Source organism: Floridaenema fluviatile BLCC-F154 (assembly GCF_041929135.1).
Taxonomy (GTDB): Bacteria; Cyanobacteriota; Cyanobacteriia; order Cyanobacteriales; family Aerosakkonemataceae; genus Floridanema; species Floridanema fluviatile.
On sequence record NZ_JBHFNS010000014.1, the window covers coordinates 1 to 24,925 of the forward strand.

Genomic DNA, 24,925 nt, shown 5'->3' on the forward strand with positions numbered 1-24,925 from the left:
AATTAGTAATAGTATAGCTTGGGAAAATGTCAGCGTCAAATTATATTGATTCGCTACGCTCAGTCTGAGTCCTTGGTCGCAATTCATCTCCCGCTAACCCTGTCGGGTGTAACGGGAGTCTTCTTGCGACATTGAGATAAACTGTAATCAAAGTTAACTATTGCGGTTTAAAAAATTCTTAACGCTCCTAATCAGGATAAACTATTAGTAAAGCTACTTTTTAGGAGGCACAAATGTTTGGATTAGGATTACCAGAAATTGGCATTATTGCTGTAGTTGCCCTACTAATTTTCGGCCCAAAAAAGATCCCGGAAATGGGCAGTGCTTTAGGTAAAACTTTACGCGGTTTCAAAGATGAAATGAACAAAACTCAGCAGGGAACAGAAGAACAGGTGAGCAAGGAAGCAGAGGAGAAGGGAAACAAAGGAGAATAATTTTTTACTTTTTCCTTTCTTCCCTTCTGCCTTTTCTAATTCCCTACTGACGAAGTAACGGCATTGTTAGATTCTACCTTTGCCGATTGTTCTACTGCATCAGGGATGGGATTGCGGGCTTCAATTAAGCTAACAGCACGACTGACACTTTCGGGTAAAATTACGACCAAACTGTTGACAGTCGCACTATCTAAAGCGGTATTAATCGCTTTTGTTTCATCGAGAATTGTTTCGTAATTAAAATCTGATTTAGCTTGCTTGATTCCTTCAATAATTAATCTTGCGCCGTCGCCTCTTTCTCTGCCTCTGTTATCATCATCTTCTTTGACGATGATTCGATCGAACATCTGCGCCGCCAACTTCCCTAACTGAACAAAATCTTCATCTCTGCGATCGCCAGGGCCCCCCACTACCCCAATTCTTTCACCGGGCCAACTGCGAACAAAACTGCTTAAAGCCTCGTAACTGTGGGGATTGTGGGCATAATCAATTAAAGCATGATATTTACCCAAGTTAAACAAGTTCATTCTCCCTGGCGTTTGATTGCTGGAAGCGCGGAAAGTCTTAATTGCCGATCGAATCACATCAATATTGATTCCCTGGACAAATGCCGCTAAACAAGCCGCTAACGCATTAGCAATCATAAAAGGTGCTCTCCCGCCCATTGTCAAGGGAACATTAATTGCTTGTTCGATCCGAATCGTCCAATCGCCCTTCAAAATTGAGATATAGCCATTTTCATAAACTGCGGCAATTCCCCCAGAACGAGTATGTTCTTTAATTAACTCCGACTCAGGATTCATCGAAAAATAAGCTACCTGTGCCTTTGTCCGCTGCGCCATTGCCGAAACTAAGGGATCGTCAGCATTGAGTACAGCATAGCCATTGGGGTGAATCGCTTCTGCTACCACACTTTTAACGTGAGCTAACTTTTCTACCGTGTCAATATCAGCAATTCCCAAGTGATCCGCGGCGACATTCAGGACAATACCCACATCTGAGGCATCAAATCCTAATCCCGATCGCAAAATCCCACCCCTAGCAGCTTCCAACACCGCCATTTCTACCGTTGGGTCTTGTAAAATCAATTGAGCACTTTGGGGCCCAGTGTTATCACCTTTTTCCACCAAGAAATCCCCGATGTAAGTGCCATCAGTCGTCGTGTATCCCACCACCACACCTGTTTGGCGGCAAATATGCGCCAACAAGCGAGTAGTTGTAGTTTTCCCGTTCGTACCTGTAACTGCCAAAATCGGGATGCGGGAAGGTGCGCCAGGGGGGTATAGCATATCAATTACCGCTGCCCCAACGTTGCGGGCGATTCCCCGACTCGGCGCGACGTGCATTCTAAATCCGGGCGCAGCGTTCACTTCCACAATTACCCCATCCATTTCCTTTAACGGACGGGTGATATCATCTGTCACCACATCAATTCCGGCAATATCCAAGCCGATAATTTTGGCGACTCTTTGGGCAATCCAAATATTTTCCGGGTGAATGTCATCGGTCCGATCGACCGCAATCCCCCCAGTACTCAAATTAGCCGTTGCCCGCAGATAACAAATTTCCTCTTTTGCTAAAACTGTTTCCAGGGTATAACCTTGCTTTTCTAACAATTGCCAGGAAGTGCGATCGAGTTCAATCCGCGTCAGCACATTATCATGTCCCACACCCCGATTCGGATCGCGATTAGTTTCATCAATCAATTCTTGAATCGTTGATTTCCCATCTCCGACAACATGGGCGGGGATTCTTTCCGCAACGGCGACAACTTTACCATTGACAACTAAAATCCGGTGATCCCGTCCTTGATAATAGCGTTCCACAATCACCGCTTTAGAAACTTCCTTCGCTGCGTCGTAAGCTTCTTCGGCTTCTTCCCAAGAACCAATGTTAATTGTAATGCCGCGACCGTGATTTCCATCCAACGGCTTGATCACAATTGGATAGCTGCCCACATCTGCGATCGCATCTTCCAACTCATCCAAGAAATTAATCACCGTTCCTCTGGGAACAGGTACTCCCGCTTCCCGCAAAACTTGTTTGGTGCTTTCCTTATCCGAAGCTAGTTCTACACCTAAAATTCCCGTTTGCGACGACAGAGTAGCCTGAATCCGCTTTTGATATACCCCCTGACCAAATTGCACCAAAGCACGGGCACTCAAAGCTGTCCAAGGAATTCCCCGAATTTCTGCTTCTTTAACAATTGTTTCTGTAGAAGGCCCTAAAGCAGCATCCGCCGCCATTTCTTTCAAATCTTGCAGGTCTTGCTCTAATTCGGAAGCAGGATAACTACCTGTGTCGATCAAGCTTTGGCACAACCTTACCGCTGCCCGCACTGCATAGCGACCAGCTTGTTCGTCCTTGTATTCAACTACAACGTGATATATCCCAGATGTAGGCGTTTCGCGAGTCCGACCAAATCCCACTTCTATGCCTGCCAACATTTGTAGTTCTAGGGCGATATGTTCGACAATATGCCCCATCAGCGTGCCTTCTTTGACTCTACTTAGGAAACCACCGCGACACCCTGGGGAACAAAAATGCTCTATTAAGCTAGGTAAAACTTCGACCAATCCCTCATAAAAACCGGGAATTTCGTTTGACGGGCGATCGGCAAGTTCTTCCAAATCGAGACGCATCACGATAAGTTTGTGTCGTCGAATGCTCCAATAGTTAGGACCGCGTAACGTCTGGATTTTAAGAATTTTCATGGCAGTATCCGAGAGTCATTGAGCAGCAGGACAGCAATAAACACAATTATCTAGTTTCCAATTCAGCGGCTTCACTAAACTGTTCGCTAGTAACATTTTCTTGCTGACATTTCTGTTTTTCCTTCCTATGTTAAAGAAGTAATTTAACCTGCAATGTCAAAAATACTACTAGTTCAGAGTAATAGCTAGCACCCATATTCAGCATTTTCAGTCAGAGGAGAAACGAACAAAAGTAGTAATTTTATGTTCGTGTTTGATCGGTTACGCATCCTTCACCTAGAGAAGGAATTATTTTCCGTTCTCGCATATCATAGCGATCGCCATAGCTAAGAATGTGAACCCTCAAATTATAGATACTGATTGGATCGGTAGCACCAATGTAGGGTTGATTAGTGTAAGACATTTCGGAGGGATCGACAATGGTGACTGTACCTTTTCCTAAAACTTGAATAATCCCATCGCCTTCAAATAAAGCACAGGTATCTTCATCAATGCCGATGCCCAAGCGATCGGGATGAGCAGACACAGCACTCATTAATCTTGCCATGCGATTTCGATTATGGAAATGTTGATCGACAATCACTTCTGGTAAAAAACCTAAACCTGTTGCCATATCTACCAAAGAACGGTTAGGACATTCGCCGCTTCCACCACCTGCGATCATGTGGTGTCCCATCACCGCTGCCCCGGCACTCGTTCCGGCTAAAGTTAGTCTACCTTGCCAAACTCCCAAACGTAATTTTTCCATAAAAGGCGTATCAGCCAGCAATCCGCATAATCTCAGCTGATCTCCACCTGTCATAAATACGCCCGTACAAACTTCCAAGTATTCATGGTAAGCGGAGTCTTCGCACTGGACGCGATCGCGAATATCCAACAACTCAATTCGCTTCGCCCCCATATTCTGAAATATAGTACGGTATCTTTCGCCAATAATTGCAGGTTCGCGGGAAGCTGATGGTATGATAGCTATTTGAGCATCAGTTCCCCCAGAACGATTAAAGAAAGCGTGTAAAATCTCTCTGCCATGTACCTTATCTTCGGCACCACCAATTACCATTACAGCTGTTTTCATCGGTTGGGGTTTTCTTTGTTCTTGTGCTTGAACTTCTAATTGCAGCATTTTATGTTTCCTCTTCTCCGGTTAACTTGAGTTTTAAGCCATACTTGACAAAATTGTTCTCCTCTTTTTTAGTCCTGAGTCCTTTTCAGAAGCCATCTCATCTCCTGTGATTAGACGAGAAAGCAAACGATCGTAAAGTAAGTAACTCCCTACTCAGAACTCAGTACTGGTATGGTTATCGCTCTAGATCGTAATCTTTAACACATAATGGTCGTTTATTAAACCTATTATTAAACATTTATGAATTTTTTTGTCCGTCATTGTCAGAAATTAGTCAATATTTACAAAATTATTCATATCTTACGATCGCAGATGATCGAGACGATAAAATATTCAGATTTTATGATGATTTCACACTCCCAGGTCATGTCACACTGCTAATTAAACGAATTGGTAATGAGTCTCAATCCTTAACACTATTATTGTGATACTTCGGTAACTTTTGTAGCTAAACTAGACAATTGTTCCTTTCAAATTGTAAAATTGTGCGAATAGATGTTGTTACCCTGTTTCCTGATTTTTTCACTTCCCCGCTGAGTTCCGGGTTGTTGGGAAAAGCCTTAGCGAAACAGATTGCTGCTGTAAATCTGGTCAATCCCAGAGATTATGCCACAGATAAGCATCGACGAGTAGATGATGAACCTTACGGTGGTGGCGTGGGAATGTTAATGAAGCCAGAACCGATCTTTGCTGCTGTGGAATCTTTACCAATTTTACCAAAACGGGATGTCATTTTAATGACCCCCCAAGGGGAAACTCTCAATCAACCATTATTGAAAGAATTGGCGACAAATTTTGACCAACTGGTGATAATTTGTGGTCATTACGAAGGCGTGGATGAACGAGTGTTAAATTTGGTAACTCGTGAGGTATCTTTGGGAGATTTTGTCTTAACTTGTGGAGAAATTCCCGCATTAACTTTAATTAATGGCGTAGTGCGATTGCTACCAGGAACGGTGGGTAAAGAAGAATCTTTGAAAGCCGAGAGTTTTGAAGCTATTTTGTTAGATTATCCTCAGTACACCCGCCCGCCAGAATTTCGCGGTTGGCGAGTCCCGGATATATTATTATCAGGAAATCACGGGGAAATTGCCCGGTGGCGACGGCAACAACAAATTGAGAGAACTCGCCAACGTCGTCCTGATTTGTATGAGATTTGGTTACAACAATCCAGCGGGGAAGCTGCTGATTAAGCAGGCAAGCTTTGACTAGTATTTGCTGATTTACCAGATCTCGGAATTAATTCTCCTTACCAAATAAATTAATCAATCCTGGTTAAGTTTGAAGTGACATCTGTCGCCGGAAGTAATTTATATAAAAAAGTGTTAAGAAAACCACCGATCTACGAAAGTAAGGGCAACTTAAATGAAGAAGTTAAGATTGAAGTAAAACTTCTGAATTTGAAATATGAAGAGTAAATCTAAGTTGCAATTTTGGTGTACAGCTGCCCTTTCGGTTTTGCTAGTTAACGCAGTCAACATTGAGTTTACGCCAACCCAGAAACAAGTAAATTTAAATGTTGGTCAAGAAGCATTAGCTAGACGTGCTGGGGGGCGCAGTGGAGGGGGTTCTTTTCGGAGGTCTTCGCCTTCCCGCAGTGCGCCGAGTCGTAGTAGAGGATATTCTGATAATGATTCAGGAGGTTATCGCAGTAGCCCTACTTATTCAAGACCGAATGTATATGTTGCGCCTGGTGGTTATTATGGTGGTAGTTACGGTTATTCCTATTCACCTTTGCCGCTAATTGTGTTAATTTTGATTCTGGCAATTGTGGGGTGGGCGATCGTCTCTGCACTGAAAAACTCCTTTAGAAGCAGTAACATTTCTGGGGATGAAATAGTAACTTATTCAACGGGTAACAAAGAGTTAGATAATAATATTGTTACTGTCAGTAAAGTGCAAATTGGGTTATTATCTCAAGCTCATGTAGTGCAGAAACAGCTAACAGATTTAAGCTTGCAAATTGATACTAGTACTCCTGAAGGATTAACCGAATTAATGCAGGAAACTGTCTTAGCATTGTTGCGAACTCCCGAAAATTGGACGCACGTTTCTGCTAGTTCCAAAACTGTGAAGAATCGGGAAGAAGCGGAAAAAGTTTTCAATCAAATTTCGATCGAAGAACGCAGCAAATTTAGTGCGGAAACTCTGACTAATGTTAAGGGAAAAGTTCGCCGATTGCAACAAGATGTGAAACCAGATCGAGAACCGGGAACTTACATTGTTGTTACTTTATTAATTGGTACGGAAAACGATCGCCCTTTGTTTGGCGATGTCTACTCAACCCAAGATTTGCAGCAAGCATTAGAAAAAATTGCGGCTACTCCACCAGAATATCTTTCGGTATTTGAGTTACTTTGGACTCCCCAATCTGACACAGAAAGCCTAACTTATGATGAAATGTTAAGTGAGTACGCAAATATGATGCAACTGGCATGAACATTCGCATAGGTAACGGTTACGATATTCATCGATTGGTATCTGGACGACCTTTAATTTTGGGAGGTGTCCAGATTTCTCACGAAATGGGATTATTAGGGCATAGTGATGCTGATGTTCTGACTCACGCGATTATGGATGCAATGCTGGGGGCGTTAAGTTTGGGGGATATCGGTCATTATTTCCCGCCCAGCGATTCAAAATGGGCGGGGGCGGATAGTTTAATGTTGTTAAGTCAGGTCGATCGACTGATTCGAGAAAAAGGTTGGCGAGTTAGTAATATTGATTCGGTAATTGTGGCAGAACGTCCGAAATTGAAGCCGCATATTTTGGCAATGCGCGATCGCTTAGCAGCTGTTTTAGAATTAAAACCTGACCAAATTGGCATTAAAGCCACCACTAACGAAAAATTAGGCCCAGAGGGAAGAGAAGAAGGAATTTCTGCTTATTCTGTAGCTTTACTTGTAACCGCTGATTAAGTCGCTTTAAAAACTGAGATTTGCTAAAAGGATGAAAGTAATGGAAACGGCAAATTTTATCCCCCAAAGACAGATAGATGTTATCGCCTACAATAGTGAAGAACAAGCAATTTTAATTGCTGAGGTAAAAGCTTTAGGATTTAAAAATCATCAAGCAAAACAGCAAGCTTTCTCTCAACTAAAGTCTTACTGGCAATCTGGGAATCGATCTATCTCTTTTGTAATGTTAGCTGATTTGTCAGAAATTGAGATTTTTTCAGGAGAAAGTGTTAATATTTCGGAACCTTTGCTGACTCTCAAAACTGCGGACATACTTAGCTACTATGACCCCGAATTTGCTACTAAACAAATTTTCGATCCATATTTTGAAACATTGCTGGAAGCATGGTTACGAGATTTAGCTTATCACTGGAAATCAGAAAAGCCACCTGCATCAGATCGAGTAGAAGAAATTGGTTTATTACAACTGTTAGCAGATGGAACAACAAAATCTGAGGTAGTGCTGGAAAGCGGAAATGATAACCTTAAATGAAGATACACTTCAGGAGATATCAGAAATAAGTCTTTCACAACCGGAGAGTTTGATGATTAAAGATGATATTGTAGATAATTTGATTATCAAATCCATATTAAATCATGCAGCTTTACATCCAGATGAAATCAAGGTATTTCTGAGTGGAAACACTAGAGATTTTGGTACGCCAGCAGTTCAACAAGTTCTGCGTGATGCAGGTATAAGTTATTTTAGCCGAACCCAAAATTTTCTGGGTTGGTTAGAATCGAATTAGATTTTACTAGCTAATTTTTAGAGAAGATAAATGATGAAATACTCGGCTATTAAACGAACTAGATTTTCAGGATTTCTCTTAGTTTTGTTATTCATTGGGTCGATCGCACTTACCAGTTGTAACGCCTTAAGAATAAAAAGTGCAAGTGCTGAAGTTCCGCAAATTGTAACTAGCGTACTTAGCGATCCAAAAACTTTTAATCCACCATTTGTTCAAGAAGCGCCTAGTCCTACTAGCGTGATGTTTGAAGGGTTAGTGACAGAGAATAGTTTAACTGGGAAAATTGAACCTGCTTTAGCAGAATCTTGGAGAATTTCGGAAGATAAGAAAAAGATAGTTTTTACTCTCAAACCGAATTTAAAATGGTCAGATGGGAAACCATTAACGGTAGATGATGTAATTTTTACTTATAATGAAGTCTACTTGAATGAAGCAATTCCTACTGATACCAGAGATGTATTAAGAATTGGTGAAAGTCGCGCTTTACCAACAGTAAAAAAATTAGACGATCGGAGAATAGAATTTACGGTTCCTGAACCTTTCGCCCCATTTTTAAGAGTAACTGGAGTGCCGATATTACCTGCACATATTTTAAGAAAATATGTTAATAGGAAAAACCAAGATGGTAAACCTACATTTCTAACCACTTGGGGAGTGAATACACCACCTAATGAAATAGTAGTTAATGGGCCATACACCTTAGAAAGATATGATACAAGTCAGCGGATAATCTTTCGTCGTAATCCTTATTATTGGCGGAAAGGTAGCCAAGGTCAGCAACAACCATATATTGAAAGATGGGTTTGGCAAATTGTTGAATCCACTGATGTTTCTTTAATGCAGTTCCGTTCGGGAGGTTTGGATTCAATATCTGTATCACCGGACATTTTTTCTTTAGTCAAACGAGAAGAAAAACGAGGGAATTTCTCGATCTATAATGGTGGCCCTGCTTCCGGGACAACTTTTATCTCATTTAATTTGAATAAAGCGAAAGATGCTAAGGGAAACCCAATAGTAAATCCAGTGAAGTCGCGGTGGTTTAATACTAAGGAGTTTCGCCAAGCGGTGGCTTATGCGATCGATCGCCAAACCATGATCAACAATACTTTCCGCGGATTAGGTGAACCCCAAAATTCTCCAATTTCGGTGCAAAGTCCTTATTACCTACCTCCTGAAAAAGGGCTAAAGGTTTATGATTACAATATCGAAAAAGCCAAACAATTACTCTTAAAAGCGGGATTTAAATATAACGCTGAAGGTCAATTATTAGATTGGGATGGTAATCGTGTCCGCTTCACATTGATGACGAATAGCGGTAATAAAATTCGGGAAGCAATGGGAGCCCAAATCAAGCAAGATTTGAGTAAAATAGGCATTCAAGTTGACTTTACACCGATTAACTTTGGCACTTTGGTAGATAAACTTTCTAATACTAGAGATTGGGAAAGTTATTTACTCGGATTAACTGGAGGAGTGGAACCAAATGATGGTGCTAATGTTTGGAATAGCAAAGGTGGGTTACATAGTTTTAACCAAGGGCCAGCGCCAGGTGAACCGCCGATTAAGGGTTGGGTAGTTTCTGATTGGGAGAAAGAGATCGATCGCTTAATGATTGCCGGAGCACAAGAATTAGACGAAACGAAGCGTAAGGAAATTTATGCGGAATTTCAGAATATTGTGCAGGAACAAGTGCCAGTTATTTACTTGGTGAATCCTTTATCCTTGGCAGCTGTGCGCGATCGAATTGAAGGAGTAAAATACTCAGCATTAGGCGGCGCATTCTGGAATATTCACGAACTCACATTAAGCGAAAATTAGTAATCGATAAAATCGCAAATCGGAAATCGAATGTCTCAACCCGAAACATTACAATCTCTACTAGAAGCAGTTGCAAGTGGTAGAGTTAGCCCAGATATGGCAATGGAAAAACTCAAGCATTTTGCCTTTGAATCAGTGGGTGATTTTGCCAAAATCGATCATCATCGACAACTGCGAACCGGGTTTCCCGAAGTAATTTGGGGACCCGGTAAAACACCCGATCAAATTGCCCAAATTTTCCGGGTAATGCGACAACAAAATCCGGTAGTAATGGCAACTAGAATTACTCCCGAAGTTTACGCCGAAATTCAAGAAAAGATTCCTCATCTTTACTACTACCCAAATGCCCGAATTTGTGCCACCGTTCTCACTGCTTTAGAACCGCAATATTCCGGGACAATTGGCATTCTTTCCGCGGGAACAGCTGACTTACCAGTAGCAGAAGAAGCCGCAGTAACCGCCGAACTTTGCGGTTTTCAGGTACAGCGTCTCTGGGATGTGGGAGTCGCCGGAATTCACCGTTTGCTGAGTAACCGTCACGTTATCGCCCAATCTAATGTTCTAATTGTGGTGGCGGGAATGGAAGGCGCTTTGCCAAGCGTGGTGGCAGGTTTGGCAGATTGTCCGGTGATTGCAGTTCCGACTAGCGTTGGTTACGGCGCAAGTTTTGGCGGTCTTGCCCCACTATTGACAATGTTGAATTCTTGTGCTGCGGGAATAGGTGTGGTGAACATTGATAATGGTTTTGGCGCAGCAATTTTGGCAGGACAAATTTTGAGAACGGCGCGTAAGATTAGTTTAATGGCTGAGTGAGTGGGGACTGGGGACTGGGGACTGGGGACTGGGGACTGGGAAAAGTTTCATTTCTGATCTCTGTGTCCTCTGTGTCTAGAGCGGTTCAAAATAATTTCAATTTTCTAAATATATGCGAACTTCCGCTAATAATTTTCTGGTTTTGCGGGTGGCGTTAATTGTATTGATTGTTAGTTTTTTGGAGTTGATTTTCCGCAGATTTAAATGCGATCTGGGGGAATTTTTCGGTTTATTTTGGGTTAATTTCTTGTTTTTATTGGTCTTATTTTATTGGCCTCCTTACTTGGCGAAGAAGTTTAAAGGTGATTTACCTAACTCATTAGCAATTCGGTTTAGTTTGTTTTTTAATATTTTGTTAAAAGTAGCTTTTTATATGTTATTTATAGCTATTTTAATGGCTTTTATTTTAAGTTATTTACAGCAAGGAATTAGCGATAATTTGTTATTTTTGCCGTTAATAGTTATCTGGCCTATTTATGCTTTTTTAGAGTTAAGGCAGGATTTAAAAAAAGTTATATTACCTTTTGTAATTAGCCTATTTACTCTGATAGCAATTCAGTTATTGAATGTACCAAATCCGACTTTGGCAACTTTCGATCGCTACTTTGCCTCATTTAAAGAAGTAGCTATTATGGTAGAAACGGGAGAATTGTCAGCAGACACAAGTAATAATCAAGTATCGGAAATTAAACTGCCTTGTAAATATCGTTATTTGGTTGGTTGTCCGAATCGAAAAATAGTTGTTAAACAGCAGAAAAACGCGACGGAAATCTTTTTTTGTCAAGATCGATCGCGTTTTTCTCAAGGGATTAAAGGTTTTGTTTACCGTTCAGATGGGTCAGAAATAACTTTACTGGGGAGGAGAAGACTTAGAGAAAATTGGTTTTGGCAAAGCGTTAAATAAAAAACATCTGTGTTCATCTGTGTTTATCTGTGGATATCTGTGGTAAAAAAAACAAATTTAAAATTCATCCAATCAATTAAACAAAAACAGATAACCATTTGGGATAAGCATAGGAATCTACCAAGTTTAATCTTTGTTCGGGGAAGGTTTGTAATACTTTTTTGGCTACAGTTTCCACACAGGATGTTAGTTTGTCGTCTGTTCCTGAAGCTTCAAAACCTAAAGTCCACCAAGGGTTATGATTAACAATTAGTTGGGTAAGTTCTACATTACAACCTGCTTGAGAATTTTGTTCGGTGGAAGCGGGAGTTAAGCTACGATCGTCATCAACTAAGTAGCGAATTTGCGATCGCACTTTCTCCACTTTCACCCACTGACCTTTAACAATTACATCTGGAGTAATTAAACTCTCTAATTTCGCATCTTCACAAGTAGATTTTATCCATTTTTCAGCTGCACCTATGATATTATTTCTTAACTGCAAAACTCCTAAATCTGAGACGCGCAACTTAGTTTCTAACTGCTGTTGGCGTAGTTTTACCCCCAAAAATTCACATCCAGGTATTAGTAAGTACCAATCTTCTCGATCTTCATAAGTTTGATAATTTTCCTTAAGCACATTTGCAGCAAACCAACTTTCAATAGCTGGGGGTACTGTACCTTGATAAAACCATCTAATTTCGCTAGTAATCAGCATTATCTACTCTCCGAAAATTGTTAATTCTAAAAAAGTGTCCCATAAATGGGAAAATATAACCGCTTAGAAAATTACATCATTCATAAAGGAAATCTAAAAAATGATCAAACGAGTTATCGCATTACTATTAGTTTTTCTGACTGTCACCTTAAGTGGTTGTGTTTCAGCAACAGGCGGGTTGAAAAGCTATATTGATACCAGCGATGGGTACCAGTTCTTATATCCTAATGGTTGGATTCCAGTGCAAGTAGCAAATGGCCCTGATGTGGTATTTCGTGATTTAATTGAAGAAACAGAAAATGTGAGTGTGGTAATTAGTCCGGTAATATCTGGGAAAACGCTTCAAGAATTGGGAAGTCCTGGTGAGGTAGGATACAAATTATCAAAAAGTGCGATCGCACCTCCGGGATCGGGAAGAGAAGCAGAATTAGTTAACGCAGAAGCAAAAGAAGGTGCGGGAAAAACTTATTACCTTTTGGAATATGCTGTCCAATTGCCAAACCAAGAAAGGCATAATCTCGCTAGTGTAGTGATGAGTCACGGTAAACTTTACACCTTTAATGCTTCAACTACCGAAAAGCGTTGGCAAAAAGTAAAAGATCAGTTCCAACAAGTTGTTGATTCATTCCAAGTTTATTAAATTAGTCATTGGTCATTTGTTATCACCAATAACTAATGACCAATGACTAATGACAAATGACAAACGACTAGTAACAAAATGCCAAAATTTATTTTAGCTTCAGCTTCTCCGGCGCGTCTTCGTCTGTTACAAAATGTGGGAATCGATCCGATTGTTTTACCGAGTGATTTTGATGAGTCGTTGGTGAATGTTAGCGATCCTAAAGAATTAGTGAAAATTTTGGCGTTGCGAAAAGGGGAAACTGTAGCGGCGCAACAAACGGAGGGGTTAGTATTAGGTTGTGATTCAGTTTTGGCGATTGAGGGAGAAATTTACGGAAAACCAGCTGATGCTAGTGAAGCGATCGCCCGTTGGCAACAAATGCGGGGAAAAGTTGGCGAATTATTAACAGGTCATGCTTTAATTGACTTACAACAGAGTAAAACCTTAGTCCGTTGTCAGGTGAGTGAGGTTTATTTTGCAGAGGTTAGCGATCGGCAAATAGCCGCTTATGTCGCCACAGGTGAACCCCTTAAATGTGCAGGATGCTTTGCATTAGAAGGTAAAGGAGGTCTTTTCGTCGAAAAAATCTCTGGTTGTCACAGCAACGTGATCGGGCTCAGCTTACCTCTACTGCGTCAGATGTTAGATGAACTCGGATACGATGTTACCGACTTTTGGCATTCGCAAGCAACTTAATTGTTAAAAATAGTTAAATCTAAAAGTGGGTTTATTTGCCAAAATCTGGGAATACTAGTGGTAGATGGAGTAGGACTAAGGTGAAACTTGCTGTGGTATTACTTTTGCAAGTTTTTTGGCTGCAAGCAGTAAACATTTTTCGCCTTAGTAATATTCTTATTTAAATTCTTCTTAATCTATCCCTAGTTGCGGGCTATGACTGAACTCAACTCTCTAACAATTAATATTACTCAATCCAATACCGCCAAAAGTATGCTGGAAAAATTACCACCACCAGCCAGAGAATGGGCTGAAAGTCTACCTTGGGAACAGCGTCGCTATGTCTTATCTTTGTGTCATTTATTATGTGCTGCTTCGCCAGAAGTACAGGCGGATTTTTTAGATAGTTACACAGCCGATGGCTTAGTTTCGCGAATGTTAGAAGATCGAGACGCGCAACAACAATTAGAAAAATATTTGCGGAGATTTTACATTAGTACCGAAATTAATCAACCAGTTTTAAAAACTTATGTTCGGCAATCTTTTATTCATTCCTCTCAAGATTTACGCCGCCAGCCCGATTTATATTTAGAATCAGCTTTACGTTTAGTCCTAAGTACGAAAGAAAGCAATAGTGTTTTCAACTACATTTTGGGATTTGAATTGTTAAAAATGATTTTCCAAATGAGTTGGTCGCAACATGAACGATTGACAGCTTTACAAAAGTCTCCCACAAGTTTTGTAAAAAACTTGATTAAACCAATTCAAAAATCACATCGGTTGAATGGGATAATTGTACCCAAGCACGAGAAAGTTTTCTTTGAAAAGCATGATTACTTTGTGCAAGTACCTAGCATTCCAGAGAAACGACTAATCGATTTAGTTATGTTTACTTTTTCCATAGATACAGTTAGCGAATTAGGATTTTCCATCATTCGCCATCCTCAGTCTTTAGTATTTGACTATGAGTACATTTTCCAATCAGAAAAAGAAGGCATTTTTACCCAAGGATTTGGCAATGAATAGGAGACAAGGGCAATACTCCTTGGTTAAGTTACAAGGGAATACCTCTGGGGTTTTCTTTGGGTAAGGGCGATCGCGTAGCCTGTTTCTAGAAAGAATTATTTCCATTTTTAATCCAGTAATCCCAACATTAAAACCAGAGCATCATTTATTGAGAATACCTTTCAACCATTGTTCCACGCGATCGCCCATCGCCTCTAAAGAATATTCCGTTTCTGCTTGTTTCCTACAAGCATAGCGATCGATTTCATTTAACCGACCAATAGCATCTACCAAACCTTGTACACTATCCGGTTCTACCAAAAAGCCAGTTTTGCCCTCCCGGACAATTTCTGTCAAACCACCCCGCCGATAAGCAATTAAAGGCACTCCGCAGGCTAAAGCTTCAATGGCAACATTTCCAAAAGCTTCTACCCAACGGGGAGTTACTAACAAAGCTAGACATTTACCTAATTCTTGTTGTAACTCGATCGTAGGTAAAAAACCCATGTATTCGATCGACATATCTGGGTAGTATTGCAAAATCTTCTGCCAGTAACTTTCATCCTGTTTCATCCCAAAAATTTTCAGAGGAATGCCTGTGATTTTTGCTGCCGCTACAGCATCTTCTAGTCCTTTTTCCGGTGCTATTCTACCTACCCAAGCCAAAGTTTGACTTGGTTGATTACAAAACTGATAAATAGATAAATCCATACCATTTAGCAAACAAGTATATTCCTCTTTCAACCCAAAAGTCGCTGCTTGTGTTTGAGTATGAAAGCCAATAGTACCTGGAAATTTAGTTGCTACCTGTTCAATAATCCAATCCATTGCATCTGTCAAAGAACCCATACTGATCAGATGAGCGATCGGAATCTGAAAAAATGGTGTCAAATACAAAGGAAGCCAATCATAAGCAAAATTCACTATTAAATCATAATCAGCTTGCACTTGTCGTGCATATTCCCACATATTTGCCAAAACAGAATTTTTTGGTATCGTAATTGGGCTAGTACGGGTTTGTGTTTGTCCAGGTATCTGTAATTCCCCAGGAATTTCTTTCACCATAAATGGCTGCATAACAGATCCCAAAGGTGCGATAATTTCCACCTCGTATCCTCGTCGCGTCATCTCTTTGGTAATGTTGAATAGTGTCAATTCAACACCACCTCCAAGACCTGTACCTAACGCACCAACAGGAGTGGAAATAAACAATAATTTATTTGTTAATATTTGCATAATTTTATTTCCACCAGTCTTCTTAAATTTACTTATATGATTGTTTGATTTAACTTTTGTTAAGTATACATCATTAGCCAGAATTTTATAATAAAATTTACTTATAGAGAATCAAAAAACTTGATGGTTAATTGGGTTAACAATAAATAATATTTATGATCTTAAAAAAGTTTTTCCTTAATTACATAACCTTTGTTATCCAAGCAGTAGCGGTCAAAAAGAAAATTTTTGTTTTAGGAATTTTCCTCAGCTTGTGTCTAGTATTTTTATCCAGTTGTCAAAATTCTGTCAATAAAGAGAGTAATATAGTTCATTTGACACTATGGCAAGGTATTAATCCTCCGGCTAATCGAGATGTGTTTGAAAAATTGGTAGATAAATTTAATCAAACACATCCTGATATTAAAGTTGAATCTCTATTTGTTGGTGGAACCGAACTGCAATTACCAAAAGTTTTAACAGCAGTCGTCGGTAATGCTCCGCCAGATCTTCTCGTATCCGATCCACAAATTACAGGTCGGTTTGTAGACTTGGGAGCAATTATATCGCTAGAAGATTGGCTAGATAAGTTACCAATAAAGTCAGAAATTATTCCAAGTACAATTAAAGAATTGTGGCTGGATGGACATCTTTGGTCGGTACCATATTATAGTGGTAACATTGCCATTTTTTACCGACCAAAACTATTTGCCGCAGCGGGTATTACTGAGGTTCCTAAAACTTGGAAAGAGTTGCGACAAGTTGCCAAAAAACTAACTATCGATCGCAATGGTGACCATCGCCCAGAACAGTATGGAATGTTATTACCATTGGGTAAGGGAGAATGGACAGTTTTTACTTGGTTTCCTTTTTTGCTGAGCGCCGGAGGAGAACTAGTAGAAAATAATCGTCCTGATTTGACTAATACAGGAGCGATCGCTGCCTTAGAATTTTGGCAAGATTTTATCAAAGATGGCTCGGCTTTACTTTCTCTTCCAGATCGCGGTTATGAGGAAGACAATTTTATTAATGGGCGTGTGGCAATGCAGTTGACAGGGCCTTGGACTTATATCATGAAAAGTAAAGTTGATTATGATGTATTTACCATACCTGTTGATAAAAAAAGAGCCACAGTCGGAAGCACCGGAAACGTATTTGTCATGAAAACAACGCCCGAAAGAGAGCAAGCAGCGCTGAAATTTTTAGAGTATGTTTTAAGCGAGCAATTTCAAACTGAATTTAGTATCGGAACTGGTTTTTTGCCAGTTAATATCAAATCTGCCCAAAGTGAAGCTTATCAGAAATTTCTCGCCCAAAAACCTGTGTTAAAAGTCTTTTTAGAACAAATGAAATGGGCGGGAAATCGGCCAATTATTGCTGGATATAGCCGTCTCTCAGACAGTCTTGGTCGAGCTATTGAAGCAGCATTGTTAGGTGAGTCTCCCAAAAAAGCTTTACAAAAAGCCCAAGAGCGACTAGAAGTAATTTGGGATACCAACTAAATCATAGGAAAGGTGAAAGAATATTCTCAACCTCTTCCCCTTCTTTTTACAAATTTGGAATAATACCTTGCTTTGTGATAAAATATTCGGGGATGAATTTTAGATTTATGCCGCAGATAAATCGGGTTGCCCTCTCGACCATTTTTGGCTTGGCTCAAAAATCAGAAGAGAATATTCTTTCAATTTAATTGTTCACTAAAAGAGCTCGCTCATGAAAATTGCGATCGTTGGTTGGGGTTATGCGCCGGAACCACCATTATCAAACTCTATATATACTTTGATGAATGAATCGAAAACATTTTTAGAAAATCTGGGACATACCGTTGATTTTTTTAATGAAAAATACCCTGATATAACTATCAAATACTTGAATGAGGGAAATTATGATTTCGTCCATTCACACGCTATTAATTTTGTAGACAGGTTTAATCAAAAACTTCAAAGAAAATATTGTTTAACCTGCCATTATGGTTACTTATTGAAAGAAGATAGATGGGAGGAAGAATTTAAACAAGCTTTTGCCTCTTTCATCAGCGTGCCTGGGATAATTACTCCTTCTCGTCTAACAGAAGAGTTTTTTAGAAACAAAGGATATTCTGGATATATCAAAGTTCAACCTAACGGAATTGATACTGAAAAATTCAATTTTAAAGAAAAAGGGAATAATAAAGCCGTTTGTTTAGGTTGGATTCAACCAAGAAAACAACAGAGATTACTGGCAGAAACGATCGATGGAAAGATAGAGTTAGATTTGATTGGGCCTTTAGACGATCCTGATTTTAGAGAAGGAAAGACGACAAAACATTTAGGACTTTGGAGTTTACCACAAGTTTATGCCAATCTCACAAATTATAGCTGTTTGGTGTTAATTAGTGATGGAGAAGTTGCACCACTCGTAGTACTGGAAGCGATGGCAGCAGGTTTATGCGTTGTTGTTTCTGAATCAGCTAGTGCTAACTTACATGACAAAGAATTTATTCGAGTTTTGCCAGATGATATTTTAAGTAATGCTACGGAAGAAAATCAACAAATTGTTGGCGATACAATTGGGGAGTTAATTGAAAAGAATCAATTTTATCGCCATGAAATTGTAGAATATGCCAAACAAAATTTTGATTTTCGTCACCTAATTAAAAACTATGTTCAGATTATTGACGAATTTACAAGCTTTTGCTAAAAATAGCTTATTTAATTAGTCATTAGTCATCTCTCTTTACAACCGTGAATGAGTGGCCTTAGTTAATTTTAAAGGTTGACCTAGAAGCTAAATTTTAGAGCCGCCTTTACATGACCCGTTGGAGTAGTGTTGTCCCTATAAGAAAGAAAAGATGAACAAAGAAACAGTAGAAGTTATTGACAGAGAATTGTTAACAGATAGAGATTATGTTTCCCCTGGTTTGGAAATTATCAAGCCAGACAAATGTTTCCCTAATATGATTGTGGAAGATACCAGTGCTTCCGATTGGCCTTATCTAAGACGGGAAATTCCTCACAATTGGTATGTGGATCAAAGAAACAATTATGTGGGATTTCTCAGTCGAGATGAAGCCAATATTGTTTATAATACTGCCCTAAAATTTAGAGGTAAAAGAGCTTTAGAAATTGGCTGTTGGTATGGTTGGTCTGCCTGTCATATAGCTTTAGCAGGAGTGGAATTAGATGTAATTGACCCTCTATTAGCCAAAGAAGATATCTATGAAAGTGTAACTAATTCTCTGCAATGTGCAGGTGTGATGGACTTAGTTAATCTAGTCATCGGTTATAGCCCACAAAAAGTAGAGGAATTAGCACAACAATTACAACGCAAGTGGTCGTTCTTTTTCATTGATGGCTCTCATGATGCTCCAAGTCCACTCAATGATGCGATAATCTGCGAACAATTGGCACAGACAGATGCTTTAATTTTATTTCATGATTTAAATTCTCCTGATGTTGCCCAAGGTTTAGATTACTTAAAACAAAAGGGTTGGAATACAATGATCTATCAAACTATGCAAATCATGGGAGTTGCTTGGCGGGGGAATATTGAGCCAGTTCAACATCAGCCCGACCCCAAAGTGAATTGGAATTTACCAGAGCATTTGCCAAACTACTCAGTAAGTAATTTATCAGCTGATTTAGTCAAAGAATTCCTGGAAATTGTTACGGCTATCCGACCCTATACCTTATTAGGTGAAGCACGTTTATTTTCACTCTACTCTCTAGCGAAGAAAGTTTGTATAGAAGATATTCCCGGAAACTTTGTTGAATGTGGAAGTTATAAAGGGGGAGCAGCAGCACTTTTAGCATTCGTAATAAAGCGCTACAGCCTTCGCCCACGCTTACTTTATGCCTGTGATACTTTTGCAGGAATGCCAGATCCAAGTGAAGTTGATATATACAATGGAATACCTGCAAATCTCACAGGATTTGGAGTTGGCGCTTTAAAAGCTCCAATCGCAGAAAATATAAAGTCGATTTGCAAATTGTTAAACGTCGAAGATATTGTTGTACCTGTTAAAGGTTTGTTTGCTGAAACATTGCCTCAATATAAATCAGAGATCGGTAATATTGCCTTACTACACGCTGATGGAGACTGGTATGAATCAACAATGGACATCTTTAATACACTTTATGACAGCGTTGTTCCTAATGGTCTGATTCAGGTGGATGACTACGGTTATTGGGACGGTTGCAAGAAAGCTTTACATGATTTTGAACGTTTGAGAGGGGAACAATTTAACCTTCATCGAATTGACTATACTGCGGTATGGTTTAAGAAGGGAAATTTTCTACCAAATTAAGGTTATTGACTAATTTACAAGTTTTTGCTAAAAATAGCTTGTTTAATTGGTCATTATTTATCTTTATTTGCAATTTCAGCTAATAGCCTCTTCGTGATAAAATTGGCAAAAATAACAACCTTTATCGCCAATATTAATTCAATTTTAAACATGGGATCTTCTTCTGTTCTGTGGCAACCCCAGAAAATTCGCGCAGACTTACGCATCCACACATCTGCACTACCAACCTCCTTAATTTGGCATCAAACAGACTTTCATGGGATTTTGTTTGGTTGTTTTGAATCTGATCAAGAAGTTCAAGAACATCCAGTAACAATGCTGACTCGATTCGAGCCTGGTGGGTTTTTCGGGTTGCATGGTCATCCTGGTGGAGAGGAAATTTTGGTACTTGAAGGAAACTTTCAAGACGAAACAGGTGTGCATCCACCAGGAACTTATATGCTGAATCCTGAAGGCTTTATCCACCGCCCCTTTAGTGATGAAGGATGCCTAACTTTTGTTAAATTACGTCAACACGGTGGCAAGACTCGTCAGCAAGTAAGAACGAATATTTTCGAGTTGCCTTGGCAAACTGGAACTGTGGCAGAAATTGAGGTTCAACCCCTCTACGAGCAAGTGGGATACCCAGAAAAGGTCTGGATTGAACGGTGGCAGCCTGGTACTAAGTTATCTAATGTCGTTGAGACTGAGGTTAAAGAAATCTTTGTTATCCAAGGAACTTGGAGTGATGAGTTAGGAGATTACCCAACTTATAGTTGGCTACGGTATGCACCAAATTGCCCTTATAGCCCAGCTTCAAAAGATGGTTGTCTTATTTACGTTAAGACATATCCTGCTGATAGTACAACGAGGTTTATTGTTGGGGAAGATTTTCGACATCCTGGAGAAACAGATGTTTGACATCTCCCCTGGTTAGAAACACAGGGGATTCTAAAAGGATGTTGCTAAGTTGTCGTCATACACACTTAGCAAAGCTTTTTGACCATTTATCAACCTAATCTAATATAACCACTCTTCCTGAATTTTTATGCCTCGACTTGTCATTGTTTGCTCAAACAAATCGGTCGGAAGTGCTTGTTCTACAGCCCAAACTCCGGGTTTTTTCAGTTTGCCATCTAAGATTAATTCGGCTATACTACCCGTGCCATAACCTGCGGCTATTGCGGTATTTTGATGGACTAAAGTAGAACAATATTTAGTGTTTTTTCCATCTTTTTGCCCGGTGACTTCGGAACGAATGGCTACACCTATTCCGCTAAAGCGATCGCTAACATTAGTCATTTTAAAACTAACATTAGCCAAAAATTCAATTACATTGCGATTTTGAATCCAACTATTAGGCCAAGTTTTCGCCACCCACCAAGTAAGATAATTGTAAAAGTCGGGTACAGAACCGAATTTTGTAATTACAGTTTGGACGGGGAAAGTATCAGGAAGAGTAAAGGTTTCTGGCATATCGTACCAGTAAACGCCTGTGTTTCCGTAGGGTGCAGGGAATTCTACAGTTTCGCGATCGCTATAAGGTTTCAACTCTTGCCATTTGCCATCAATCCACGCCACAAACGGACGTTGCAAACCTAAAAAAGTGGTTCGCATTACCGTAATTCCTGCGCCACCAGATCCCGAAACTACATAACTTAAATGAATCTTTTCTGCTTTGTCTAATTGTTCGACACCTTGGCGCACCATACTGTTAGAAATACCGGGAAAAATTCCCGTATTTACAATTGCAGTAATTCCCGCTGTTTCTGCCGCAGATTTATATTCTAATGCCTTACTGGTGAACGATCGATGATCGCTAACATCCAAATAATCAGCACCTTCCTGAATACAAGTTTTTAAAACATTAGCATCGCGGTAATGAAAAGGTCCAGCACAATGAATGACAATTCTACTGGCAGTAATTGCCTCTTTTAGTTTCTCTGTATCTGCCAAATCTAAAGCTAAAAAATTGACTCTTTCACCTAAGCTTTCTGCTACCTTAATTCCTATTTCTGTTTCTCTGCCAGTAATAGTAATGTCCGCCTCTGTGTGGTTAACTAGATCTGCTGCCACACTGCTACCAATTCTGCCGCTTCCTCCAATAATTAAGATTTTTTCTCCCATGTCAAAATGCTCTTGCTTAACTGCAATTAGGAAATTGTGAGGAGTTCCAAATTTAGATTTATTCGGAACTCCTAGATAATTATGATGTCTTAAAAATCGATTTTGCTGTCGATCTTAATGAATTTGCCGCATCAGTTAAAGTTTGGGCAAAGGGTTGTTGAGAATGCAGGAAAACACGAGCGCAATTTCTTCCTGGCATTCCCGAAATTGAACCTCCGGGATGAGTCCCCGCACCACTTAGAAATAGTCCTTCAATTGGTGTTTTGTAGTTAGCTAATTCTGGTAAAGGACGGAGAAACACCATTTGATCCAAAGTCATATCAATGTGGTAATAATTACCTTTATATGCTCCCAAACGTTCGCCTAATTCTGCGGGACTTTCCACGCGACGGGCAAAAGTTGCAGTTTTTACATTTGGGGCATATTCTGCTAGTTTATCGATGACGCGATCGGCAACTTTATTCTTCAATTCATCCGTCCAACCAGTACCATTTAAACCCGTTCCTTGAGCGCCAAAAATATTATAAGGCGCAAAATACTCAATCCAAACAGTGTGTTTTCCCTCCGGTGCCATCGAAGGATCTAACATAGTTGGTTGTACCACATACATCGAAGGATTTTCTAACGGAATTTTACCAACTGAAGGGTCACTATGGGCAATTTCTACCTGTCTGACGGTATCGGCAATTAACACTGAACCAATTAAATATTCATCTCTGTGATTGTGATGCACAAACCGCAAAGGTTCATCCATTGCCAAATCAATTTTCAGGATAGTTTCATTGTTATTGATGATGCGACGTTCTAAGCGTTCTCGCAATTCTGGATCGGCAGCATCTACATCACTTTCATCCATTAATTGTAAGAAAACTCGCCTTGCGTCAATGTTAGAAATTACCCCTCGCTTGGCGCGATATTCTGTGCCACCAGCTACCCGCACTCCAACAGCTTGACCATTATCAACCAAGATTCTTTCTACTTTTTGATCGGTGAGAATTTTGCCACCCAAACTATTAACTAAATTTACTAAAGCTTTCACTAAAGCACCAGTACCCCCTTTAGGTCTAGCCATACCTGGATTATGACGCATTGCCATCATAATTGCTCCGATTCCGAGATTTTTTTGGGAAGGAGGTGCACCTAATTCTGAGGCTAATCTAGCTAAAGGTGCTTTAATAAATTCCTCATCAAACCATTCGTTAAGAATATCCTCAGCACTGGTAAGCATAGTACGCAAAAAGTCAAGGGTTTTGTTAGTAGAACCAATGACCGAAATTAAATCTTTAATCTTTTTTAAATCGTAGTTACCAGCAATATCAACTATTGATTTTGGTGGGGCGTTAAACATGGGAATCATTGCCCCAATTGCCCGTTGCCAAAAGTTAGTAAATTCGGCATATTTTTGAGCATCTCTTGCATTGAATTGGGCAATTTCTGCACAAGTTTTTTCTACAGAACGGTGCGCTAAAAAGTATTTTCCATCAGGATGGGGACAAAATACAACTGGGTCGCAAAAGAGATATTCTAAGCCGTATTTTTCCAGTTCTAATTCTTCAACTACTGGCCCCAAGTGTATAAATTCATGGTCAATGGCACAGAGGTTAAATTGAAAACCAGGTGCTTTATCTGGGATGATTTCTTCTGTAGTTGCTGCACCTCCAGGGACCGATCGCTTTTCTAACAATAAAACGCTGTATCCTGCTTTTAAGAGATAGGCAGCACAAACCAATCCATTGTGACCTGCACCGATAATTACCACATCATAAGTTTCCATTTATCCAACTCCGGGCGGTAGCATATTTCCTCGATTCTAAAAAATAAATAAATGTAAAAAATCTGTCGAATTACAGAAATTTTTGCTATGGCGATCGCATCAATTGAAACGAAAAGAGACAGAAAAGAGGAAAACATTTAAGTTTCTATTTTCCCTCTTTTTTGTCCGATTGTTCACACTTTTTTTAGTTTATAACAAATCATGTAGTGACAATCCGGCGATATCTAGCTTCCACCATTGTATAAATACCATAAGCTAAAAGACCGATCGCCACAATTCCCAAAACCCAAGGCCCATAAGGTTGTCCTGCTAACGTCGCTAATGCCTCACCAAAACCTCTAGCTTGATTAGGATTAGAAAAACGCGCCGCTTGAATTAGAAAAAAGCCAATCACCACAAAAACCACACCCCTAGCAAAATAACCAAATCTACCAGCATTAGTAGCAAAAGCTCTCTCTTTTTGATCCATTTGTAGCCACTTTAAATGTTCGCGGAACTTAGCAGTGAAAGCTTTATAAAACTCATAAAATCCGAAACCAATTATTAATGCTCCCACAATTCCTACTAACCATTGACCAAAAGGTTGTGACATTAAACGCGCCGTCCAATCTTCCGTAGAATTGCTATTTCCACCTCCAGAACCCATAATTAATCTTACAGCAGTTAAAGCCAAACCTGCATAAATTACACCAGCAATAAAACTGCCTAAGCGTCCAAAAATACCTTTATTTTCCGGGTCTAAAAATGCTTGGATAAATCGCCAAAGCATATAACCCAACAAACCAACTGCCACCAAAACTAATAAAAACTTGCCAAAAGGTTGAGTGACAATTGTTTGCAAAGCGCCTGCGGTGTCAGTAGTTCTGCCACCTGTACCAAAAGCCGCTTGTGCCGCTAAAATCCCGACTATTGAATAAACTATTCCTTTAGAAACTAAGCCAAGTCTGGCTAATCTTTCTACCCAAGGATCGGCAGCAAGTTGTCTGGCTTTTTGTTCTACATCTCTTGTTTGTTGTCTCATAGTAGTTAGTTGT

At 39.8% G+C, this 24,925-nt stretch carries 23 protein-coding genes; 16 read left to right on the forward strand and 7 right to left on the reverse strand.

Going from position 1 to position 24,925, the window contains the following annotated elements; all coding sequences use genetic code 11:
• Positions 1-233: 233 nt before the first annotated feature.
• Positions 234-434, forward strand: coding sequence for a twin-arginine translocase TatA/TatE family subunit (gene tatA, locus ACE1B6_RS00840; RefSeq protein ID WP_413255335.1), 201 nt, complete (start codon positions 234-236; stop codon positions 432-434).
• A gap of 35 nt (positions 435-469) precedes the next feature.
• Here tatA and cphA read toward each other — a convergent pair whose 3' ends face one another.
• Both cphA and ACE1B6_RS00850 read right to left on the reverse strand, forming a co-directional pair.
• Positions 470-3,148, reverse strand: a complete 2,679-nt coding sequence (gene cphA, locus ACE1B6_RS00845; protein WP_413255336.1) for a cyanophycin synthetase — start codon at positions 3,146-3,148, stop codon at positions 470-472.
• 241 nt (positions 3,149-3,389) lie between these two features.
• A complete protein-coding gene (locus ACE1B6_RS00850; protein ID WP_413255337.1) occupies positions 3,390-4,271 on the reverse strand; it encodes a cyanophycinase in 882 nt (293 codons plus the stop codon).
• 485 nt (positions 4,272-4,756) lie between these two features.
• On the opposite strand from ACE1B6_RS00850, the gene trmD reads away from it, so the two are divergent.
• The 8 genes from trmD to ACE1B6_RS00890 all read left to right on the forward strand — a co-directional run bounded on the left by trmD (position 4,757) and on the right by ACE1B6_RS00890 (position 11,512).
• Entirely contained in the window at positions 4,757-5,464 is a 708-nt protein-coding gene (gene trmD / locus ACE1B6_RS00855) for a tRNA (guanosine(37)-N1)-methyltransferase TrmD (protein WP_413255338.1), read from the forward strand.
• Between the two features lie 214 nt (positions 5,465-5,678).
• Positions 5,679-6,710: a DUF1517 domain-containing protein gene (locus ACE1B6_RS00860; protein ID WP_413255339.1), complete on the forward strand. Its 1,032-nt coding sequence runs from the start codon at positions 5,679-5,681 to the stop codon at positions 6,708-6,710.
• The gene (gene ispF, locus ACE1B6_RS00865) at positions 6,707-7,189 is read left to right on the forward strand and encodes a 2-C-methyl-D-erythritol 2,4-cyclodiphosphate synthase (RefSeq protein WP_413255340.1); all 483 of its coding nucleotides are present in this window, start codon (positions 6,707-6,709) and stop codon (positions 7,187-7,189) included. The genes ACE1B6_RS00860 and ispF overlap by 4 nt, the downstream gene beginning before the upstream one ends.
• Positions 7,190-7,229: 40 nt before the next feature.
• A complete protein-coding gene (locus ACE1B6_RS00870; RefSeq protein ID WP_413255341.1) occupies positions 7,230-7,721 on the forward strand; it encodes a hypothetical protein in 492 nt (163 codons plus the stop codon).
• Positions 7,705-7,977 (forward strand): hypothetical protein, encoded by a 273-nt coding sequence (locus tag ACE1B6_RS00875; protein WP_413255342.1) that lies wholly within the window; start codon positions 7,705-7,707, stop codon positions 7,975-7,977. The genes ACE1B6_RS00870 and ACE1B6_RS00875 overlap by 17 nt, the downstream gene beginning before the upstream one ends.
• Positions 7,978-8,010: 33 nt before the next feature.
• Positions 8,011-9,795 carry an ABC transporter substrate-binding protein gene (locus tag ACE1B6_RS00880; RefSeq protein WP_459562954.1) on the forward strand — a complete coding sequence of 595 codons (1,785 nt, stop codon included), beginning with the start codon at positions 8,011-8,013 and terminating at the stop codon, positions 9,793-9,795.
• 30 nt (positions 9,796-9,825) lie between these two features.
• A complete protein-coding gene (larB, locus tag ACE1B6_RS00885) occupies positions 9,826-10,608 on the forward strand; it encodes a nickel pincer cofactor biosynthesis protein LarB (RefSeq protein WP_413255344.1) in 783 nt (260 codons plus the stop codon).
• A gap of 112 nt (positions 10,609-10,720) precedes the next feature.
• Entirely contained in the window at positions 10,721-11,512 is a 792-nt protein-coding gene (locus ACE1B6_RS00890; protein WP_413255345.1) for a hypothetical protein, read from the forward strand.
• 76 nt (positions 11,513-11,588) lie between these two features.
• Here the strand turns inward: ACE1B6_RS00890 and ACE1B6_RS00895 are convergent, their stop codons facing one another.
• Positions 11,589-12,209, reverse strand: coding sequence for a hypothetical protein (locus tag ACE1B6_RS00895; RefSeq protein ID WP_413255346.1), 621 nt, complete (start codon positions 12,207-12,209; stop codon positions 11,589-11,591).
• Positions 12,210-12,309: 100 nt separating this feature from the next.
• Between ACE1B6_RS00895 and psbP the strand changes: the two genes are divergently transcribed.
• The 3 genes from psbP to ACE1B6_RS00910 all read left to right on the forward strand — a co-directional run bounded on the left by psbP (position 12,310) and on the right by ACE1B6_RS00910 (position 14,532).
• The gene (gene psbP, locus ACE1B6_RS00900; RefSeq protein WP_413255347.1) at positions 12,310-12,849 is read left to right on the forward strand and encodes a photosystem II reaction center PsbP; all 540 of its coding nucleotides are present in this window, start codon (positions 12,310-12,312) and stop codon (positions 12,847-12,849) included.
• Positions 12,850-12,927: 78 nt separating this feature from the next.
• Positions 12,928-13,527, forward strand: a complete 600-nt coding sequence (locus tag ACE1B6_RS00905) for a Maf family protein (protein WP_413255348.1) — start codon at positions 12,928-12,930, stop codon at positions 13,525-13,527.
• A 195-nt stretch (positions 13,528-13,722) separates the two neighbouring features.
• Positions 13,723-14,532, forward strand: coding sequence for a cobyrinic acid a,c-diamide synthase (locus tag ACE1B6_RS00910; RefSeq protein ID WP_413255349.1), 810 nt, complete (start codon positions 13,723-13,725; stop codon positions 14,530-14,532).
• Between the two features lie 141 nt (positions 14,533-14,673).
• Here ACE1B6_RS00910 and ACE1B6_RS00915 read toward each other — a convergent pair whose 3' ends face one another.
• Entirely contained in the window at positions 14,674-15,747 is a 1,074-nt protein-coding gene (locus ACE1B6_RS00915; RefSeq protein ID WP_413255350.1) for a glycosyltransferase family 4 protein, read from the reverse strand.
• A gap of 155 nt (positions 15,748-15,902) precedes the next feature.
• On the opposite strand from ACE1B6_RS00915, the gene ACE1B6_RS00920 reads away from it, so the two are divergent.
• The 4 genes from ACE1B6_RS00920 (at position 15,903) to ACE1B6_RS00935 (ending at position 20,911) form a co-directional block, all read left to right on the forward strand.
• Positions 15,903-17,228 (forward strand): ABC transporter substrate-binding protein, encoded by a 1,326-nt coding sequence (locus ACE1B6_RS00920; RefSeq protein ID WP_413255351.1) that lies wholly within the window; start codon positions 15,903-15,905, stop codon positions 17,226-17,228.
• A gap of 211 nt (positions 17,229-17,439) precedes the next feature.
• The gene (locus ACE1B6_RS00925; protein WP_413255352.1) at positions 17,440-18,405 is read left to right on the forward strand and encodes a glycosyltransferase; all 966 of its coding nucleotides are present in this window, start codon (positions 17,440-17,442) and stop codon (positions 18,403-18,405) included.
• 151 nt (positions 18,406-18,556) lie between these two features.
• Entirely contained in the window at positions 18,557-20,011 is a 1,455-nt protein-coding gene (locus tag ACE1B6_RS00930; RefSeq protein WP_413255353.1) for a class I SAM-dependent methyltransferase, read from the forward strand.
• Positions 20,012-20,161: 150 nt separating this feature from the next.
• Complete coding sequence (locus ACE1B6_RS00935) at positions 20,162-20,911, forward strand: cupin domain-containing protein (RefSeq protein WP_413255354.1); 750 nt, start codon at positions 20,162-20,164, stop codon at positions 20,909-20,911.
• A 99-nt stretch (positions 20,912-21,010) separates the two neighbouring features.
• Here ACE1B6_RS00935 and ACE1B6_RS00940 read toward each other — a convergent pair whose 3' ends face one another.
• From ACE1B6_RS00940 to ACE1B6_RS00950, 3 genes are all read right to left on the reverse strand, one after another.
• Positions 21,011-22,117, reverse strand: coding sequence for a saccharopine dehydrogenase family protein (locus ACE1B6_RS00940; RefSeq protein WP_413255355.1), 1,107 nt, complete (start codon positions 22,115-22,117; stop codon positions 21,011-21,013).
• Between the two features lie 79 nt (positions 22,118-22,196).
• Positions 22,197-23,891 carry a beta-carotene ketolase CrtO gene (crtO, locus tag ACE1B6_RS00945; protein ID WP_413255356.1) on the reverse strand — a complete coding sequence of 565 codons (1,695 nt, stop codon included), beginning with the start codon at positions 23,889-23,891 and terminating at the stop codon, positions 22,197-22,199.
• 199 nt (positions 23,892-24,090) lie between these two features.
• Positions 24,091-24,912 carry a DUF1206 domain-containing protein gene (locus tag ACE1B6_RS00950; protein WP_413255357.1) on the reverse strand — a complete coding sequence of 274 codons (822 nt, stop codon included), beginning with the start codon at positions 24,910-24,912 and terminating at the stop codon, positions 24,091-24,093.
• Positions 24,913-24,925: the final 13 nt, after the last annotated feature.

What these genes read in the sequence shown, in the direction of transcription:
- tatA (WP_413255335.1), top strand. Translation starts at nt 234, where the DNA reads ATGTTTGGATTAGGATTACCAGAAATTGGCATTATTGCTGTAGTTGCC.
- cphA (WP_413255336.1), bottom strand. Translation starts at nt 3,148, where the DNA reads ATGAAAATTCTTAAAATCCAGACGTTACGCGGTCCTAACTATTGGAGC.
- ACE1B6_RS00850 (WP_413255337.1), bottom strand. Translation starts at nt 4,271, where the DNA reads ATGCTGCAATTAGAAGTTCAAGCACAAGAACAAAGAAAACCCCAACCG.
- ACE1B6_RS00860 (WP_413255339.1), top strand. Translation starts at nt 5,679, where the DNA reads ATGAAGAGTAAATCTAAGTTGCAATTTTGGTGTACAGCTGCCCTTTCG.
- ispF (WP_413255340.1), top strand. Translation starts at nt 6,707, where the DNA reads ATGAACATTCGCATAGGTAACGGTTACGATATTCATCGATTGGTATCT.
- ACE1B6_RS00870 (WP_413255341.1), top strand. Translation starts at nt 7,230, where the DNA reads ATGGAAACGGCAAATTTTATCCCCCAAAGACAGATAGATGTTATCGCC.
- ACE1B6_RS00875 (WP_413255342.1), top strand. Translation starts at nt 7,705, where the DNA reads ATGATAACCTTAAATGAAGATACACTTCAGGAGATATCAGAAATAAGT.
- ACE1B6_RS00880 (WP_459562954.1), top strand. Translation starts at nt 8,011, where the DNA reads ATGAAATACTCGGCTATTAAACGAACTAGATTTTCAGGATTTCTCTTA.
- larB (WP_413255344.1), top strand. Translation starts at nt 9,826, where the DNA reads ATGTCTCAACCCGAAACATTACAATCTCTACTAGAAGCAGTTGCAAGT.
- ACE1B6_RS00890 (WP_413255345.1), top strand. Translation starts at nt 10,721, where the DNA reads ATGCGAACTTCCGCTAATAATTTTCTGGTTTTGCGGGTGGCGTTAATT.
- ACE1B6_RS00895 (WP_413255346.1), bottom strand. Translation starts at nt 12,209, where the DNA reads ATGCTGATTACTAGCGAAATTAGATGGTTTTATCAAGGTACAGTACCC.
- psbP (WP_413255347.1), top strand. Translation starts at nt 12,310, where the DNA reads ATGATCAAACGAGTTATCGCATTACTATTAGTTTTTCTGACTGTCACC.
- ACE1B6_RS00905 (WP_413255348.1), top strand. Translation starts at nt 12,928, where the DNA reads ATGCCAAAATTTATTTTAGCTTCAGCTTCTCCGGCGCGTCTTCGTCTG.
- ACE1B6_RS00910 (WP_413255349.1), top strand. Translation starts at nt 13,723, where the DNA reads ATGACTGAACTCAACTCTCTAACAATTAATATTACTCAATCCAATACC.
- ACE1B6_RS00915 (WP_413255350.1), bottom strand. Translation starts at nt 15,747, where the DNA reads ATGCAAATATTAACAAATAAATTATTGTTTATTTCCACTCCTGTTGGT.
- ACE1B6_RS00920 (WP_413255351.1), top strand. Translation starts at nt 15,903, where the DNA reads ATGATCTTAAAAAAGTTTTTCCTTAATTACATAACCTTTGTTATCCAA.
- ACE1B6_RS00925 (WP_413255352.1), top strand. Translation starts at nt 17,440, where the DNA reads ATGAAAATTGCGATCGTTGGTTGGGGTTATGCGCCGGAACCACCATTA.
- ACE1B6_RS00930 (WP_413255353.1), top strand. Translation starts at nt 18,557, where the DNA reads ATGAACAAAGAAACAGTAGAAGTTATTGACAGAGAATTGTTAACAGAT.
- ACE1B6_RS00935 (WP_413255354.1), top strand. Translation starts at nt 20,162, where the DNA reads ATGGGATCTTCTTCTGTTCTGTGGCAACCCCAGAAAATTCGCGCAGAC.
- ACE1B6_RS00940 (WP_413255355.1), bottom strand. Translation starts at nt 22,117, where the DNA reads ATGGGAGAAAAAATCTTAATTATTGGAGGAAGCGGCAGAATTGGTAGC.
- crtO (WP_413255356.1), bottom strand. Translation starts at nt 23,891, where the DNA reads ATGGAAACTTATGATGTGGTAATTATCGGTGCAGGTCACAATGGATTG.
- ACE1B6_RS00950 (WP_413255357.1), bottom strand. Translation starts at nt 24,912, where the DNA reads ATGAGACAACAAACAAGAGATGTAGAACAAAAAGCCAGACAACTTGCT.